This is a genomic window from Rhodoferax ferrireducens T118 (genome assembly GCF_000013605.1).
GTDB classification, from domain to species: domain Bacteria; phylum Pseudomonadota; class Gammaproteobacteria; order Burkholderiales; family Burkholderiaceae_C; genus Rhodoferax; species Rhodoferax ferrireducens.
The window spans coordinates 3,056,319-3,071,316 of record NC_007908.1 but is presented as its reverse complement, the minus strand read 5'-3'; the positions used below and the strand labels follow the sequence as shown (position 1 = coordinate 3,071,316).

18 protein-coding genes are annotated in these 14,998 nt (G+C 58.5%); 12 read left to right on the top strand and 6 right to left on the bottom strand.

What is annotated here, in order from left to right; translation table 11 throughout:
- Positions 1–109 precede the first annotated feature (109 nt).
- Positions 110–1,084 (bottom strand): NADPH:quinone oxidoreductase family protein, encoded by a 975-nt coding sequence (locus tag RFER_RS14075; RefSeq protein ID WP_011465061.1) that lies wholly within the window; start codon positions 1,082–1,084, stop codon positions 110–112.
- A 124-nt stretch (positions 1,085–1,208) separates the two neighbouring features.
- On the opposite strand from RFER_RS14075, the gene surE reads away from it, so the two are divergent.
- From surE to rlmD, 5 genes are all read left to right on the top strand, one after another.
- On the top strand, positions 1,209–1,970 hold the full coding sequence (gene surE / locus RFER_RS14070) for a 5'/3'-nucleotidase SurE (protein ID WP_011465060.1): 762 nt from the start codon (positions 1,209–1,211) through the stop codon (positions 1,968–1,970).
- A 140-nt stretch (positions 1,971–2,110) separates the two neighbouring features.
- The gene (locus tag RFER_RS14065) at positions 2,111–2,761 is read left to right on the top strand and encodes a protein-L-isoaspartate(D-aspartate) O-methyltransferase (protein ID WP_425057062.1); all 651 of its coding nucleotides are present in this window, start codon (positions 2,111–2,113) and stop codon (positions 2,759–2,761) included.
- Between the two features lie 11 nt (positions 2,762–2,772).
- Positions 2,773–3,636, top strand: a complete 864-nt coding sequence (locus tag RFER_RS14060; RefSeq protein WP_041790762.1) for a peptidoglycan DD-metalloendopeptidase family protein — start codon at positions 2,773–2,775, stop codon at positions 3,634–3,636.
- 18 nt (positions 3,637–3,654) lie between these two features.
- Positions 3,655–4,707, top strand: coding sequence for a sigma-70 family RNA polymerase sigma factor (locus RFER_RS14055; RefSeq protein WP_011465057.1), 1,053 nt, complete (start codon positions 3,655–3,657; stop codon positions 4,705–4,707).
- A gap of 67 nt (positions 4,708–4,774) precedes the next feature.
- The gene (gene rlmD, locus RFER_RS14050; protein WP_011465056.1) at positions 4,775–6,208 is read left to right on the top strand and encodes a 23S rRNA (uracil(1939)-C(5))-methyltransferase RlmD; all 1,434 of its coding nucleotides are present in this window, start codon (positions 4,775–4,777) and stop codon (positions 6,206–6,208) included.
- Between the two features lie 23 nt (positions 6,209–6,231).
- Here rlmD and RFER_RS14045 read toward each other — a convergent pair whose 3' ends face one another.
- Both RFER_RS14045 and RFER_RS14040 read right to left on the bottom strand, forming a co-directional pair.
- Positions 6,232–6,627: a hypothetical protein gene (locus tag RFER_RS14045; protein WP_011465055.1), complete on the bottom strand. Its 396-nt coding sequence runs from the start codon at positions 6,625–6,627 to the stop codon at positions 6,232–6,234.
- Between the two features lie 120 nt (positions 6,628–6,747).
- Positions 6,748–7,443: a Bax inhibitor-1/YccA family protein gene (locus tag RFER_RS14040; protein WP_011465054.1), complete on the bottom strand. Its 696-nt coding sequence runs from the start codon at positions 7,441–7,443 to the stop codon at positions 6,748–6,750.
- 185 nt (positions 7,444–7,628) lie between these two features.
- Between RFER_RS14040 and RFER_RS14035 the strand changes: the two genes are divergently transcribed.
- Both RFER_RS14035 and RFER_RS14030 read left to right on the top strand, forming a co-directional pair.
- On the top strand, positions 7,629–8,036 hold the full coding sequence (locus RFER_RS14035; protein ID WP_011465053.1) for a GlcG/HbpS family heme-binding protein: 408 nt from the start codon (positions 7,629–7,631) through the stop codon (positions 8,034–8,036).
- Positions 8,037–8,096: 60 nt separating this feature from the next.
- On the top strand, positions 8,097–8,567 hold the full coding sequence (locus RFER_RS14030; protein WP_011465052.1) for an SRPBCC family protein: 471 nt from the start codon (positions 8,097–8,099) through the stop codon (positions 8,565–8,567).
- Positions 8,568–8,615: 48 nt separating this feature from the next.
- Here the strand turns inward: RFER_RS14030 and RFER_RS14025 are convergent, their stop codons facing one another.
- Positions 8,616–9,782: an HD-GYP domain-containing protein gene (locus tag RFER_RS14025; protein WP_049765668.1), complete on the bottom strand. Its 1,167-nt coding sequence runs from the start codon at positions 9,780–9,782 to the stop codon at positions 8,616–8,618.
- A 143-nt stretch (positions 9,783–9,925) separates the two neighbouring features.
- Positions 9,926–10,861 (bottom strand): DUF808 domain-containing protein, encoded by a 936-nt coding sequence (locus RFER_RS14020; protein ID WP_011465050.1) that lies wholly within the window; start codon positions 10,859–10,861, stop codon positions 9,926–9,928.
- Between the two features lie 241 nt (positions 10,862–11,102).
- On the opposite strand from RFER_RS14020, the gene RFER_RS14015 reads away from it, so the two are divergent.
- A complete protein-coding gene (locus RFER_RS14015) occupies positions 11,103–11,648 on the top strand; it encodes a class I SAM-dependent methyltransferase (RefSeq protein WP_041790758.1) in 546 nt (181 codons plus the stop codon).
- A 153-nt stretch (positions 11,649–11,801) separates the two neighbouring features.
- A complete protein-coding gene (locus RFER_RS14010; RefSeq protein ID WP_011465048.1) occupies positions 11,802–12,920 on the top strand; it encodes a beta-ketoacyl-ACP synthase III in 1,119 nt (372 codons plus the stop codon).
- 12 nt (positions 12,921–12,932) lie between these two features.
- Here the strand turns inward: RFER_RS14010 and RFER_RS14005 are convergent, their stop codons facing one another.
- Positions 12,933–13,460, bottom strand: coding sequence for a GNAT family N-acetyltransferase (locus RFER_RS14005; protein ID WP_011465047.1), 528 nt, complete (start codon positions 13,458–13,460; stop codon positions 12,933–12,935).
- A 165-nt stretch (positions 13,461–13,625) separates the two neighbouring features.
- Here RFER_RS14005 and RFER_RS14000 point away from each other — a divergent pair, with 165 nt between their 5' ends.
- The 3 genes from RFER_RS14000 (at position 13,626) to RFER_RS24145 (ending at position 14,932) form a co-directional block, all read left to right on the top strand.
- On the top strand, positions 13,626–14,207 hold the full coding sequence (locus tag RFER_RS14000; RefSeq protein ID WP_011465046.1) for a DJ-1/PfpI family protein: 582 nt from the start codon (positions 13,626–13,628) through the stop codon (positions 14,205–14,207).
- A 62-nt stretch (positions 14,208–14,269) separates the two neighbouring features.
- Positions 14,270–14,635, top strand: coding sequence for a ribbon-helix-helix domain-containing protein (locus RFER_RS13995; protein WP_011465045.1), 366 nt, complete (start codon positions 14,270–14,272; stop codon positions 14,633–14,635).
- A gap of 144 nt (positions 14,636–14,779) precedes the next feature.
- Positions 14,780–14,932 (top strand): hypothetical protein, encoded by a 153-nt coding sequence (locus tag RFER_RS24145; protein WP_166485726.1) that lies wholly within the window; start codon positions 14,780–14,782, stop codon positions 14,930–14,932.
- Positions 14,933–14,998 lie beyond the last annotated feature (66 nt).

Genomic DNA, 14,998 nt, shown 5'->3' with positions numbered 1-14,998 from the left:
TCAGTCACGCCCCTCTCACCGTGGCGCTCAAGGCATTTTTGTAAAAACGACGGCGCTGGCGCGACCAGGCTCAAAACCGCTGGCGACGTGGCTTGATTCGATGACCCGGTCAGTTCACCATCACCAGTTTGCCCTTGACGCCGCGTGAGCCCATGTGGGCAAAGGCGGCCTTGAGCTCCGCCATCGGCAGGGTGCTGTCGATGACGGGTTTGATTTTGCCCTGGCCATACCATTGGGCCAATTCCTTCATCATGGCGGCATTGGCCTGGGGTTCGCGTTTGGCAAAGTCGCCCCAGAACACGCCGACGATGGAGGCGCCTTTGAGCAGTGCGAGGTTGAACGGCAAGGCGGGAATCGGCCCGGCCGCGAATCCCACCACCAGATAGCGCCCGCGCCAGGCAATGGAGCGGAAGGCGGGCTCGGCGAAGTCGCCGCCCACCGGGTCGTAAATGACATCCGGGCCCTTGCCCGCAGTGAGTGTCTTGACTGCGTCGCGCAGATTCTCGCGGGTGTAATTGATGGTGGCGTCGGCCCCGATGGACTGGCACAGCGCGCATTTTTCATCGTTCGAGGCGGCTGCGATAACCCTGGCCCCACACGCTTTGGCAATCTGGATCGCTGCCGTGCCCACGCCGCCGGCGGCACCCAAGACCAACACGGTCTCACCCGCTTTCAGTTGCGCCCGGTCCACCAGCGCGTGGTACGAGGTGGCGTAGATCATGATGAAGGCGGCGGCATCCACAAATGGAAAACCATCCGGTAGCGGCAGGCACAGTGCTGCGGGTGCCACCGTGTGCGTGCCAAAGCCGCCGGTACCGGACAGGCAGGCCACGTGCTGGCCGACTTTCAGATGGCTCACGCCATCGCCCACGGCCTGCACCACGCCCGCATACTCGGAGCCCGGCACAAAGGGCAGGGGCGGTTTCATCTGGTACTTGTTCTGCACAATCAGCAGATCGGGAAAATTCAGGCTGGCCGCCTTGATCTCAATCAGTACTTCACCCGCCTTCGGGCTCGGGGTGGGCAATTCTTTCCAGGTCAGGGCATCGACGCCCACGGGGTTTTCACAGAGCCAGGCATGCATGAGGGTAAGTCTCCTAATTGGTTGCGCAGATGATAGTTGGTCGCAACTTCGGAAAATGTCGCTCGTGTGACCTGAGCGCCCAAGCTGCTGCGCCACCTACAATGAATATCAACTCAGTTTGACTATGAAAATTCTTATTTGCAATGACGATGGTTATCAGGCGCCGGGCCTTGTGGCACTGTATGACGCCCTGAAGGACGTGGCGGAGGTCGAGGTGGTTGCACCGGAACAAAATAACAGCGCCAAATCGAACGCCTTGACCCTGCATACCCCGATGTATGTCTGCCGTGCCAGCAATGGCTTTCGCTACATCAATGGCACGCCGGCTGACTGTGTGCATATTGCGCTGACAGGCTTGTTGGGCTATCGACCGGACCTGGTGCTGGCAGGCATCAACAACGGTGCCAATATGGGCGACGACACGATTTATTCGGGCACCGTGGGTGCGGCGATGGAAGGTTATCTGTTTGGCATACCGGCTATTGCATTTTCCCAGGTTGAGAAAAATTGGAGTCATCTGGCGTCGGCGGCGCGTAAAGCCCGCGATCTGGTTCTGCAGATGTCGCAGCAAGACCTGATCGGGAGCAGCCCCTGGCTGCTCAATGTGAATATTCCTAATTTGACTTTTGACGAAATCGCCCATGTGAAGCTGTGTCGGCTTGGGCGGCGCCACGCGGCCGAGGCTGTGATTACCCAGGTCAGTCCGCGCGGCGACACCATGTACTGGATCGGTGCTGCGGGCCCGGCCAAGGACGAGGCTGAGGGTACTGATTTTCACGCCACCAGCCTCGGCCATATTGCGATGACACCGCTGAAGGTGGATTTGACCGACCATGACAGTCTCGGGTATTGGGCTCAGACGGCCGCCAAGTTGACGCTCGCATGAAAGAGCGCCCGCCTTTTCCTGTCCGGCTGGATTTCTCGGCGGGTAAACCCACAGACAGGCGGTCCGTCCCGAGGTTTGCAGGACAGGCCCAGAGCCCGGGCGCCAGGCCGTCAGGCCACCCGCTTTCCCAAGGCGTGGGGATGGACTCCAGCGCGGTGCGCATGAACATGGTGCGCAAGCTCGTCCAGCAAGGTGTCAGCGACCCCATGGTGCTGGCGGCCATGCAGGCCATTGAACGCCACCGTTTTGTCGACACGGCGCTGGTTAATCAGGCCTATGAGGACACGAGTCTGCCGATTGGCCTGGGACAGACCATCTCCAAACCTGGTGTGGTGGCCCGTATGCTGGAACTGCTGCGCAACGGCGCGCCGGGCAAATTGGGACGTGTGCTGGAGATCGGAACGGGCTGCGGCTATCAAGCGGCAGTGTTGAGCCGGTTGGCGAGCGAGGTCTACAGCATCGAACGACTGCGCGGTTTGCATGACAAGGCACGTCACAACCTGCGGCATTTGGCGCTGGCCAACCTGCATCTTTTGTTTGGGGATGGTATGGTGGGCTATGTCAAGGGCGCCCCCTACGCGGCCATCATCGCTGCTGCCGGGGGGGAAGCCGTGCCCCAGGCCTGGATCGATCAACTGGCCATGGGCGGGCGATTGGTGGCGCCGGTGTCCGCCGGCGCTGGGGCGCCAGGGCGGCAAGCGCTGGTGGTGATTGATCGTACGCCGCAAGGTCTGCGGCAAATGATGCTTGAGGCGGTTCACTTTGTCCCTTTAAAATCGGGGATCGCATGAAGGGATTTTGTATGTCTGGTTTGAGTGCTCGCCTGAGCTTGGCTTTTGTTGCTGTTGTTATCGTCGGGATGCTGGGGGGGTGTGGCTCCAGAGCGCTCAATCGGGCGCCGGTGGAAGATCGCGGGGTTGGCATGGGCCAGCCTGCACCAGTGGCAGTGGAACCGGCAAGCCCGGACGTCAAGCAGTTGCCTGGTTTCGAGAATGCAGGCAAGCCCGGTTACTACACCGTCAAACCCGGTGACACCCTGATCCGCATTGGCCTGGAGCACGGGCAAGCCGCCAAGGATATTGCGCGCTGGAGCAATGTTGACAATATGAATCTTATTGAAGTCGGCCAAGTGCTGCGGGTGGTGCCGCCTGCAGCAGCCAGTGCGGCCAGCGGGGTGGTCGCCAAGCCTGTTACCTCGGCCAGTGCCACGCCGGTGCCGACTGCGCCGGCGTCGGCGGCCACTGCGGCCGCTTCGGCCAGCTCGACGCCTGGGCCGACTGTTGCCCCGACAGCGGACGATGATATCGACTGGATCTGGCCGACCAACGGTACGGTGCTGGCCGGATTTGATGAGGTCAAGAACAAAGGCCTCGACATTGGCGGCGTCGCGGGCGACCCGGTCGTCGCCGCCGCCGACGGCCGGGTGGTTTATGTTGGGGCTGGTCTGCGCGGCTATGGCAACCTGATCATTCTCAAGCACAACAACACTTACCTGACCGCCTATGCCCACAACAAGACCTTGTTGATCAAAGAAGATCAGTCGGTGCGCAAGGGGCAAAAAATTGCCGAAATGGGCAGTAGCGACAGCGACCGCGTCAAGTTGCATTTTGAAGTTCGCCGGCAAGGCAAACCGGTCGACCCGGCCAGGTATCTGCCAGCTCGGTGATGGGTACGGGAACGGGCCATGAAAAAAAGCCCCGTGCCTGGCCCTGACAACGCTCCCAGACTGCCGACACGCGGCGTGTCGGATTTTGTGACAAATAGCCATCCAGCCCCCGTTGATGGTGGAGAGTATGCTGCTGATTCAGTAGTAAAACACGGGCTGTCGGAACACGCATCGCCGGCGCTGCCGGGTGCGGGCCTTGAGGCACTTGACGCGGCGGGCGAGTCCGGTGACGCGCTGACCGTTTACCTGCGCCAGGTGCGCCGCACCACCCTGTTCACGCCGCAGGAAGAGTTCGAACTTGCCGGCAGGGCCCGCGCTGGCGACTTTGCCGCCCGCCAAAGCATGATTGAACACAATCTGCGCCTGGTGGTGAGTATTGCCAAGGCCTATATGGGCCGTGGCGTGCCCTTGTTGGACCTGATCGAAGAAGGCAACCTGGGTCTGATGCACGCCATTGATAAATTTGAGCCGGAGCGGGGATTTCGCTTTTCCACCTATGCCACTTGGTGGATTCGCCAATCGGTGGATCGTGCCTTGATGTGCCAAGGACGGGTGGTGCGCCTGCCGGTGAACGTGGTCAGGGAGTTGCAGCAGGTCCTGCGGGCACGCCGGGCGCTGGAGAGTGATGCGGCGTTCGTGGTGAGTCGACCCGATGGCATTCGAGTCGAAGATGTGGCCGCCTTGTTGGGCCGCGACCCGGTCCATGTTGCCGATTTGCTGGGCCTGGCGGAGGCGCCCAGGTCCCTGGACGCCGCCCTGGACCGCTCGGGCGAGACTCAGACATTCGGGGATTCACTGGTCGATGAAATCACGGCGGACCCGTCTGGTGTGACGCAGGTCCACGAGGTGGAGCGTTTGCTGGAGGAGTGGGTTGGTACCTTGTCAGAACGCGAAAAAGAGGTGCTGGAGGGGCGCTTTGGCTTGCATGACCGCGAGCCTGAAACGCTGGATGTGCTCAGCGCGCGTCTGGACCTGACGCGTGAGCGCGTGCGACAGGTCCAGAACGAGGCTTTGGCCAAGCTCAAACGCTATCTGGCGCACCGCGGTATCACACGGGACGCCCTGATTTAGGTTTGCTGATCCGTTCTGCGGTGCTCAAATTGTTTTGGGGTGATCCGGTGCCTGAGACAATAGCGCCATGACCGACGACATGCATAAAACCGAGAATTTTCCGCCCGACTGGCTGCTGGTTGAATCACTTGATCTGGAGGCACAGGGTGTAGCTCACCGTGCCGACGGCAAAGTGGTGTTCATCAAGGGTGCGTTACCGTTTGAGCTGGTGAGCGCCAATGTGCACCGCAAGAAAAACAACTGGGAGCAGGGCGTCGTGACCGCGATTCACCGCGAGTCCTCGCAGCGCGTGCAGCCGGGTTGCCCCCATTTTGGTCTGCATGAAGGTGCTTGCGGCGGCTGCAAGATGCAGCATCTGCACGTTGGCGCCCAGGTGGCGGTCAAGCAGCGCGTGCTGGAGGACAACCTGTGGCACCTGGGCAAAGTGAAGGCGGACACCATTTTGCGGCCGATTGAAGGCCCGGCCTGGGGTTACCGCTACCGGGCCCGGTTGTCGGTGCGTTATGTGCGTAAAAAGGGCGAGCTGCTGATCGGTTTTCACGAGCGCAAAAGCGGCTATGTGGCCGACATGAAAGAGTGCCCGGTGTTGCCGCCGCATGTGAGCGACCTGCTGCTGCCGCTGAGGGCATTGATAAGCGCGATGGAGGCGATGGAGACCTGTCCCCAGATCGAACTCGCCTGTGGCGACAGTGTCACAGCGCTGGTGCTGCGCCACATGGAGCCCTTGACTCATGGCGATTTGGCGCTGCTGCGCGGCTTTGCCGCCCAGCATGCCGGGGTGCAGTGGTGGTTGCAACCCAACGGGCCCGAGACAGCACATCTGCTTGATGAGGGCGGCCAGGCGTTGAGCTATGACCTGCCGGAGTTCGGTATTCACATGCCGTTCAAACCGACCGACTTCACGCAGGTCAATCCGCATATCAACCGGGTGTTGGTGTCGCGCGCGCTGCGACTGCTGGATGCAAAAAGGCATGAACGGGTGATTGACTGGTTCTGTGGCCTGGGCAATTTCACATTGCCGATTGCGACGCAGGCGCGTGAGGTGCTGGGGGTGGAGGGCAGTGAGGCACTGGTCGCGCGATCGCGTCAAAATTTTAAGCTAAATCAGGCTCTAGCCCCCGTCAATAAGTCGCTTGCAGCTACTAACTTTGTAGCGAGAAATTTGTTCGAAATGACGCCTGAATTACTGATCCAGGACGGTGCAGCTGACAAATGGCTGGTGGATCCGCCGCGCGAGGGCGCTGTTTCCCTGGTGCAGGCGCTGGCTGAACTGCATCAACAAAAGCTGGACCCCATCGGTCATCCACCCATCGTCGGAGCCGTGGGTTGGATGCCTCCGAAACGCATTGTCTATGTCAGTTGCAACCCGTCTACGCTGGCGCGCGATGCTGATCTGCTGGTGCATCAGGCGGGTTATCGCTGTTCTTTTGCGGGCGTGGTGAACATGTTTCCTCACACGGCGCATGTGGAGAGCATGGCGGTGTTTGACCTGGAAGTTTGAACGCAAGGGCCAATCGGGAAAAATCAGTGAGCTGCTGCGATTGCAGCTGTTGCCGCCGCCGCGGGCTTATGGGTCAATTTTGGCGGCGCTTCTTTATCGGCGATATCGGTCTTTGCGCTCTTGTTGTCCAGAATGACCTCGACCGGTTCCACCTTCGCGACTGCGGCGCGAATGCCCTCAATTTTGTTCTCACGCATGTACTGGTCCATGTCTTTCCAGCCGTCAAAGATGGCCGCTTTGGACGCTTCTTCATTCAGGCTGTAACAGTCTTCAATGCCGCGCAGCCCATATCGGCAGGCGCCGCCAATCGCCTTTGCCTCCGCTTCGCGCTGGGCGATTCTCGGGTCCGGCTCCATGCCAGGGATGACGCAGCCCGCCAGCAGCAGGGTGACCGTTGTGATGAGCAGGCGTACGTTCATGGTGTGTGACAGAAAGATAGTCTCTTTATCGGTCAATTTTGTGTTGCACTGAAGTTATCTGTTGACGCCATCAAGAAAAAAGACCCGGAAAGGGTCTTTTTTTCTGGAAGCAGAGCGGTCTTAATCTCGCTCACCGCCCGCGATACCCAGCAGGGCGAGTAGCGCCTGGAACACATTGATGATGTCCAGGTACAAGGCCAATGTGGCGCTGATGTAGTTGGTTTCGCCGCCGTCGACGATGCGCTTCAAGTCATACAGCATGTAGGCACTGAAAATACCGATGACTGCCACCGAGATCGCCATCATGGCCGCCGTGGATCCGACAAACACGTTGATGATGCCGCCAACCATCACCGCCATGGCACCTACAAAAAGCCACTTGCCCATGCCGGAAAGGTCACGCTTGATGACGCTGGACAGGCTGGCCATGACAAAAAACACGCCCGCCGTGCCACCAAAGGCGGTCATGATCAGCTCCGGGCCATTCTTGAAACCCAGCACCATGCCAATCATGCGCGACAGCATCAAGCCCATGAAGAAGGTGAAACCCAGCAGCACCGGCACCCCGGCGGCCGAATTCTTGGTTTTCTCAATGGCGTACATGAAGCCAAAGGCGCCGCCCAGAAACACAACCATACCCAGGCCGCCGCTCAGCGAGCGCGTGATGCCGGTGGCCACGCCCAACCAGGCACCCAACACCGTGGGCACCAGGCTCAGGGCCAGTAGCCAGTAGGTGTTGCGCAGCACTTTGTTGCGCTGCTCGGCTGAGGCCGCATAGCCATAGCTGCGGTTAATTGATTGAACACTGTCAGTCATCGTCAAGCTCCTTTGTGGTCTGAACCGTACCTAAACAAGTTCATTTTAGGGTCAGTCAGCGCCGCCGCCCCAATTATTTGGGCCGGGCGCCTACAGCCTGTAAGGATACTTGTCGCTTGGACACCTCCACGCGGTAAGGGGCAGCCGCTATGCTTGAGGCCTGTGCAATCAAAATTCTTTAACCCATGAAAACCAAACTCATTCTCGAACTGGCTGATGTCAAGACCATCGCGGCCGCGGCGGAAGCCGAAGCCCTGAAAAATAGCTGGGCCGTGTCCATTGCCATCGTTGACGATGGCGGTCACTTGTTGTGGTTGCAGCGCCTGGATGGTGCCGCTGCCATTTCCGCCCATATTGCACCCGCCAAGGCGCACACGGCGGCCCTGGGCCGGCGCGAAAGCAAAGTCTATGAAGACATTGTGAATGGTGGACGAGCCTCTTTTTTAAGTGCGCCTGAGGTCAAGGGTTTGCTGGAGGGGGGGGTCCCGGTGATGAAAGACGGTCAGTGCCTGGGGGCGGTCGGTGTCAGTGGTGTGAAATCCAGCGAAGATGCTCAGATCGCCCGGGCGGGCATTGCCGCGCTGGGTCTTTGAAGTCGGACTCTACACATTGCGCTGTCCGCAACTCTCCATCAACCATTGAGCGAGTTTTCCATGACCATTAACGTAAATGTCGATCTTGGCTACGAGTTTGAAGTGAAAGCCGGTATCAAAGAGGTCTTTGACGTGTTGTCTGACATCCCTGTCGCAGCCAGCCACTACCCCAAGGTGGACAAACTGGTGGACCTTGGCAAGGATACTTTTCGCTGGGAATTTGAAAAAATTGGCATCGCGCAGTTCCACCTGCAAACCATTTTTGCCTGCAAATACGCGTCCAACCGAGCCAAAGGCACGATCAACTGGACGCCCGTCAAGGGCGAAGGCAACGGTTTGATCGAGGGCGGCTGGAAATTGACCGACAAGAAAAAGTCAACCAAGATTGTCTTGAGTCTCACGGGCGAACTCACGCTGCCCGTGCCGGGCTTGTTGAAAATGGTGATTACACCGCTCGTCAAGTCGGAATTTGAAAAAATGACCGACCAGTGGGTTGCCAACCTGAGCAAACGTTTTGGTGGCGAGGTCTGATCCGGCGGCTTGCATCCATGGCCGCTCTTGCCATCATGAGCACCTGCGCTAATGCACCGGTTTGGGCCGCACCACCGGCGCCTGCGGTGCCAATGAAAACCCGAATAGCCGCTCGGGCGGCAAACGCATCAGCATGACTTTGTCAGACGCGGTGGCTTTGATCGCGAATTCAGGTTGCGCCGTGTCATGGCGCACGGTATGCGGTACCGGGCGACCGGCCGTGTCGGTGATGGAGGCCACAATGGGCGCTCGCGCGTTGGCCGTGCGTTGCACCACGATGCCGAGTTCCCCGGAGGCAAGTTTCACGAAATCACCGGGCGGATAAATGCCCAACTCCTTGATGACTGCCGTTGACAGAGGACCACCTTTGTCCTCTTGATACAGTTGCCGTACTGCCTCCTGAGGCGACAGCGCCGGACGCATGACACGCGGACTTATTCTTGATGTGAAGGTATCTGCCACGCGCAGTGCGACCGCCATCTCGCAGACCTCGGTAGAGCCCAGCGGGTAGCCGGTTCCATCCGCTCGCTCATGATGTTGCGCAATGGCAGTCAGCCAGTCGGCATCTGTGACCCCGGCTTTTTGAAGCCATTCAACGCATTGGGTCGGATGGGTGTGAATGGCAGCCCGTTGTTTGTCTTTCATGGGGACATCCTGTCCCGCCATTTGCCCCTGTAAATCAAGAATGGGCTGGTTCATGGTGAGCGCCGCCTTCACCAGGCTCATCAAACGGGTCTCGGACCATTTCAAATGGCGGGCCATCAAAATGCACAGCATGGCGGTATAAACGGCATGGGTATAGCCAAAATAGAAATGCTGGGCGTTGTCTTGGCGCACGCATCGATAAATGGCGATGTCCGCGTTGCAGTCAACCAGTTCCAGCAGGTGGCGCGCAAACTGCTCGATGCGGCCAGGGAAGTCGTCCTGGTGTGTCACGCTGACCAGCAGTTTTTTTAAATCATCCGTGGTTTTGTCCCATAAGCCAAAAATATTGGGCGGCGGCACAGGCGTCTTGGGCCGCTGCGGGGCGTCCGCCAGCGCGACTGCTCGGGCTTCTTCGGCATCCACGTAGGCACCGCGCAGGAGCAATTGGTCCAGCAGATGCTCGCTCTCAACCAGATGCCCCTTCGAGAGCAACAATGTGCCCTGCTCATCGCGCACACTCCAGGGCAGGGGTGTGCCGATCTGCACTTTAGAGCGAGGCAGTCGCAACATTTTCAAAATCAATGTCCTCCTGTTGACACCCGGCGTACTCATCAGACGCCCGAGCGAAATCATAAACCTCTGGGCTCAGTGTGTACAGAAAATTCAGTATTATTTTTATAGCTGCCAGTGCTTATTCCATAAGGGCTAGAGGCCTAAATCGTTTTAATAAATCGCTGCTTGAGTCGTTTCACCAGGGACACGCTGCCCAGTACCACCGCCCCAGCCAGAACGCCCCCCAGCGCATTCAGCGTCAAAGCGGCCACGGGTTGCAGTGCCGCGCCCGCGACCAGGCTCCAGTGCTCAATCAAGCTGCCAGCCCCTGGCGTGCCGTGGATCAGGATCCCACCCCCCACCAGAAACATGGCGGCGGTGCCCGCTACCGACAGCCCCTTCATCAAATAGGGCGCCGCGCCAAGAATGCTGCGCCCCAGACTGCGCTGCAGGCGCGCGGCTACGCCGGCACCGGTTTGCTGGCTGAGGTAGAGCCCGCCATCATCGAGTTTCACAATGCCCGCCACCAGACCATAGACGCCGATCGTCATCAGCACGGCGATGCCACTCAGCACGCTGATCTGGGTGAGGAGCGGACTCGATTGCACCGTACCAAGCGTGATGACAATGATCTCGGTCGACAAAATGAAATCGGTACGCACTGCACCCTTGATTTTTTCTTTTTCCAGTACCGCCAGATCAAGCGACGGATCTGCCAGCGCCTGCATCAGCTTGGCATGTTGCGCTGCGGTCTCAGCAGGGCTTTGCAAGAACTTGTGGGCCAGTTTTTCAAACCCTTCAAAGCATAAAAAGGCGCCGCCCAGCATCAGTAGCGGTGTCACCGCCCACGGCGCCAGCGCACTCAAGGCCAGGGCTGCGGGCACCAAGATGGTTTTGTTGATCAATGAGCCTTTGAACACCGCCCAGACCACCGGCAGTTCGCGCTCGGCTTTGACACCGGCGACCTGCTGCGCATTCAGGGCCAGATCATCTCCCAGCACCCCGGCTGTTTTCTTGGCAGCCACCTGGGTCAATGCGGATACGTCATCCAGTAGGCCGGCAATGTCATCAAGCAGTGCGAGCAGGCTAGTTGCCATGGGTTTGATCCTTCTCGGGGCGCGTTGTAATTGGGTGCAGGATTATTGTCGCTGTTGATGGCCGTGCGCTGGCCAGCGCACCTGGCCCACCGGTGAATGACTGGCAGTTGACTATAGTCAACGAACTGAAAGACTGGCTAGATGACTATCGGCGATGAGTTTCCGGCGGATGTCTGAGCATGTTTCTGCCGGTGCGTCTGACCCCTGATTGCGACGAATTCAGCCTGCCTCAAGCCTCACAATGCCCTATTCATTTCTCTTTCGAATGCTGAAGGACCCGCGCACAACGGGCGCGCTGGCTCCCTCTTCCGCTCGTCTTGCGCGAGAGCTTGCCAATTTGGCGAAAAACTCAGAGAACGTTCTGGAGCTTGGCGCGGGCACCGGCGCAGTCACGCAAGCCCTTTCCAGGGTGGTCAATGAAGATAAACTTCAAATAGTCGAGCTGCAAAAAAAGTTGGCGGTTTCTTTAAAGAAGCGATATCCAAATCTGAAAGTCTTGCATTCGACGGCACACCGCGCGCTCGATAATTATCGGCAATCCGGGTCAGTGGCGGTCGTCTCCAGCTTGCCATTTCGGTCCTTGCCGCCTGCTATCAAACACTTGACAGTGCAGAGCCTTCTGGCATTCCTGAAATCATCACCTGGCTCACAGCTTATTCAGTACACCTATGGTCTGAGCGCTCCATTCACAGCGCCTGCGGGCTTCAAGTGGCAGCAGATCAAGTGGGTATTCGCAAATTTTCCCCCCGCGTGCATTTGGGTGCTCACCAAATCACCTGACCAGTAGCCCGCTTTCAAGTCTTCGGACTTTGCGACTTTTCCTGGCTGAGGCCAGTCGGCATGGCGGCTGAATATGAGCGGCGGGTAGGCCAAAAGTGACTCCGCAGATAATCACGGTTTTATTGGACTACTCCAGCCTCGTACTTTCAGGACAAACGTTATGCATCGTGTCGCCATCAGTAGCACCGGACTCTATATTCCACCGCACGTCATTACCAACGAAGAGTTGGTGGCCTCCTTCAATTGTTTTGCAGCGCAGGAAAACAAGGAACATGCTGCTGCCATCGCCGCCGGAACCCGCCAGCCAATTCCCCAGTCCAGCATTGAGTTCATTGAGAAAGCGTCTGGCATCAAGCAACGCTATGTGATGGAAAAATCCGGCATTCTTGACCCGCAGCGCATGCGCCCGCGCTTGCAGGTCCGCCCTGATAGCGAGATTTCGTTAATGGCTGAAATTGGTGTGGCCGCAGCGCGCGACGCGCTGGCCCGCGCCGGTAGACAGCCCGAAGATATTGACGGCGTGATTTGTGCTTGCGCCAATATGCAGCGTGCTTACCCGGCCATGGCGGTGGAAATTCAGACTGCGTTGGGCATTCAGGGCTTCGGCTTCGACATGAATGTGGCTTGTTCATCTGCCACTTTTGCCATTGAGATGGCGGTCAACGCAGTCAAAACTGGCTCGGCCCGGGCCATTTTGGTGGTGGACCCGGAGATTACTTCATCGCATCTGGCCTGGAAGGACCGCGACTGCCATTTCATTTTTGGTGACGTCTGCACCGCCATCCTGATCGAGCGGCTGGAGAATGCCCCTGCGGGTGCCTTTGAAGTGCTGGGCACCCGCTTGCTCACCACGTTTTCCAACAATATCCGCAACAATGCCGGCTATATGTGGCGCAGCGAGGACCGCAACCCCGATGACCGTGATCTGCTTTTCTACCAAGAGGGGCGCAAGGTCTTCAAGGAAGTTTGTCCGATGGCGGTGGAGCACATCACCAGCCACCTGGCGGCACTTGGCCTGGCGCCCGATGCGGTGCGTCGTTTTTGGCTGCATCAGGCCAACCTGGCCATGAACCAGTTGATTAGCCGCAGATTGTTGGGGCGCGATGCGACGCCGGATGACGCGCCGGTGATCCTGAATGAATTTGCCAACACCGCCTCAGCCGGTTCGATCATTGCCTTTCACCGGCACCATGACGACATCCAGGCTGGCGATGTAGGGGTGATCTGCTCTTTTGGAGCCGGCTATTCGATTGGCAGTGTGGTGTTACGCCGCACTTGATCAGGCAACGCCTCAGTTCAGATCGCGTTTCAGGCGAATTTCTTCGACCTTGACCGCCCCCACGGGCACGGTTTTGATGCTGGTCATTTCACGTTTGAAGCCGGCCAGGTCATGGAAGTGCAAGGCGCGCTCGTTACCCAGAGGGATCCATACCGTGACCTTGGTACAGCCTTCTTCCAGCAAACCTTCGCGTGCCGCGTCCCACAGCGCCAGCCCAACGCCCTGTCCCCAGTGCGAAGTGGCGGCAAAAATGGCCCAGATTTCACCGGTAGTCGGCGGTGTGCCCTTGTCACGCGAACGGTCGAAACCGACGAAGCCGACGACTTGGCCCGCATCAAGCGCTACAAAGACTTGGGGTTCGCTGAATTCAATGGCGTCACACCAGTAGGCCTGGCTCTTGTCGATGGCCATGGCGGGCGCCTTTTCGCCCGGGAACAGGGCCTTGAAAGCCGCCTGACTGGCACTGACATGAATTTCGGCAATGGCTTTGGCATCGCGCACGGTGGCGGGCCGGACTTCAAAGTTGGAGGTACTGGACATGGAGAGGGCTTGGGTAAGCAAGCGAGTAATAAAAATTGGAGCTAGATTGTCGCCGCAATCAGCCGGGGCTCATGGGGAAAACGCCTAGTGCCGTAGTAGTGCGCTGTTACCCCGCTGGCGCAGCCGGCAGGCAAACTGTCACTTTCAATTTTTCAGGAGACTGTCATGGCCAAGAAGATTTTGATGTTGTGTGGTGACTATGGTGAAGACTACGAAACCATGGTGCCGTTTCAAACCCTGCTCGCTGTTGGCTGCAGCGTGCACGCGGTTTGCCCGGACAAAAAAGCCGGTGACTACGTGATGACCGCGATCCATGATTTTGAAGGTGCGCAAACCTACAGTGAAAAGCCGGGCCACCGTTTTGCTTTGAATACCAATTTTTCCGATGTCAACACCGCCAACTACGATGCGCTACTGATCCCCGGTGGACGCGGACCCGAGTATTTGCGGCTCAACGCCCGCGTGCTGTCCATAACCAAAGAGTTTGCCGACGCTGGAAAGCCGATCGCCGCTGTGTGCCACGGCGCTCAATTGCTGGCCGCCGTGCCCGGCATCATCAGAGGCAAGCGCATCAGCGCCTACCCGGCCTGCAGACCAGAAGTGGAGTTGGCGGGCGCCCTGTTTGCCGAGATTGCCATCGATGCCGCCGTCACCGATGGTCAATATGTCACTGCGCCGGCCTGGCCGGCACACCCCGCCTGGTTGTCGCAGTTTATGGCTCTGTTGGGTATAAAAGTCTCCCACTAGTCACAAAGTGCGTCGGCGCTTATGCTTACGGGCTGTTCTTTTGAAACGCGAAGGAGACCACTATGTGTCAAATTTTCGTCCGCGCCAACCCGCAGAGCTATGAGGCCACGACGCGCAGTATCCGTTTGCACGGCGTGGTCACCAGCGTTCGACTCGAAAACCTGTTTTGGGACACTCTGGAGGAGATTGGCGCCCGCGACGGCATGACGGTGCCGCAGCTCCTCTCCACGCTCTACGACGAATTGTTGACGCACCGCGGTGACATCCCAAATTATTCAAGCTTTTTACGGGTCTGCGCTCTGCGTTACCTGAGCCTGCAGGTGGCTCAGTGCATACCAAGCGACGTGCGGATACCAATCCGGTCGCTCAATGCCCATGCCGTGCTTAGCGGTGCGCGTTCTGGCTTGGCGCAGGTCAGCGCAAGATAGCTTTTTACTGACCCCGTGCCCGATATGCCGGGCAAAAAATAATCCCGGTTTGATTAAGGAGTCCTGAAATAATCGTCAGCAGGAAGATAATCTAGCGCGCCAGCCTCAATTCGAATGGCCGGACATGTAACTCTGGAGCAAAAAATGGCAAAAGGTCAGCAAAGCAACAAAATGGTAAAAAAACCGAAAAAGGATACCTCGCCACCCAAGCCGGTGTCGCCTGACGCTGTCCGCCCAACGGTCACCACGGTGGTGCCGGTGCGCGGCAAGCTGAAAAATGCACCATCACGGACTTAGTTCCGGGGTTTAGGTCTTCGGCAGAAAGGGCAAGGTATGCGCGGGAAAAGACAGCACCCATGAGGA

What these genes read in the sequence shown, in the direction of transcription:
- RFER_RS14045 (WP_011465055.1), bottom strand. Translation starts at nt 6,627, where the DNA reads ATGAACGTACGCCTGCTCATCACAACGGTCACCCTGCTGCTGGCGGGC.
- RFER_RS14055 (WP_011465057.1), top strand. Translation starts at nt 3,655, where the DNA reads ATGAAAAAAAGCCCCGTGCCTGGCCCTGACAACGCTCCCAGACTGCCG.
- rlmD (WP_011465056.1), top strand. Translation starts at nt 4,775, where the DNA reads ATGACCGACGACATGCATAAAACCGAGAATTTTCCGCCCGACTGGCTG.
- RFER_RS14020 (WP_011465050.1), bottom strand. Translation starts at nt 10,861, where the DNA reads ATGGCAACTAGCCTGCTCGCACTGCTTGATGACATTGCCGGCCTACTG.
- RFER_RS14010 (WP_011465048.1), top strand. Translation starts at nt 11,802, where the DNA reads ATGCATCGTGTCGCCATCAGTAGCACCGGACTCTATATTCCACCGCAC.
- RFER_RS14075 (WP_011465061.1), bottom strand. Translation starts at nt 1,084, where the DNA reads ATGCATGCCTGGCTCTGTGAAAACCCCGTGGGCGTCGATGCCCTGACC.
- RFER_RS14015 (WP_041790758.1), top strand. Translation starts at nt 11,103, where the DNA reads ATGCCCTATTCATTTCTCTTTCGAATGCTGAAGGACCCGCGCACAACG.
- RFER_RS14025 (WP_049765668.1), bottom strand. Translation starts at nt 9,782, where the DNA reads ATGTTGCGACTGCCTCGCTCTAAAGTGCAGATCGGCACACCCCTGCCC.
- RFER_RS14030 (WP_011465052.1), top strand. Translation starts at nt 8,097, where the DNA reads ATGACCATTAACGTAAATGTCGATCTTGGCTACGAGTTTGAAGTGAAA.
- RFER_RS24145 (WP_166485726.1), top strand. Translation starts at nt 14,780, where the DNA reads ATGGCAAAAGGTCAGCAAAGCAACAAAATGGTAAAAAAACCGAAAAAG.
- RFER_RS14040 (WP_011465054.1), bottom strand. Translation starts at nt 7,443, where the DNA reads ATGACTGACAGTGTTCAATCAATTAACCGCAGCTATGGCTATGCGGCC.
- RFER_RS14005 (WP_011465047.1), bottom strand. Translation starts at nt 13,460, where the DNA reads ATGTCCAGTACCTCCAACTTTGAAGTCCGGCCCGCCACCGTGCGCGAT.
- surE (WP_011465060.1), top strand. Translation starts at nt 1,209, where the DNA reads ATGAAAATTCTTATTTGCAATGACGATGGTTATCAGGCGCCGGGCCTT.
- RFER_RS14065 (WP_425057062.1), top strand. Translation starts at nt 2,111, where the DNA reads ATGGACTCCAGCGCGGTGCGCATGAACATGGTGCGCAAGCTCGTCCAG.
- RFER_RS14060 (WP_041790762.1), top strand. Translation starts at nt 2,773, where the DNA reads ATGTCTGGTTTGAGTGCTCGCCTGAGCTTGGCTTTTGTTGCTGTTGTT.
- RFER_RS13995 (WP_011465045.1), top strand. Translation starts at nt 14,270, where the DNA reads ATGTGTCAAATTTTCGTCCGCGCCAACCCGCAGAGCTATGAGGCCACG.
- RFER_RS14000 (WP_011465046.1), top strand. Translation starts at nt 13,626, where the DNA reads ATGGCCAAGAAGATTTTGATGTTGTGTGGTGACTATGGTGAAGACTAC.
- RFER_RS14035 (WP_011465053.1), top strand. Translation starts at nt 7,629, where the DNA reads ATGAAAACCAAACTCATTCTCGAACTGGCTGATGTCAAGACCATCGCG.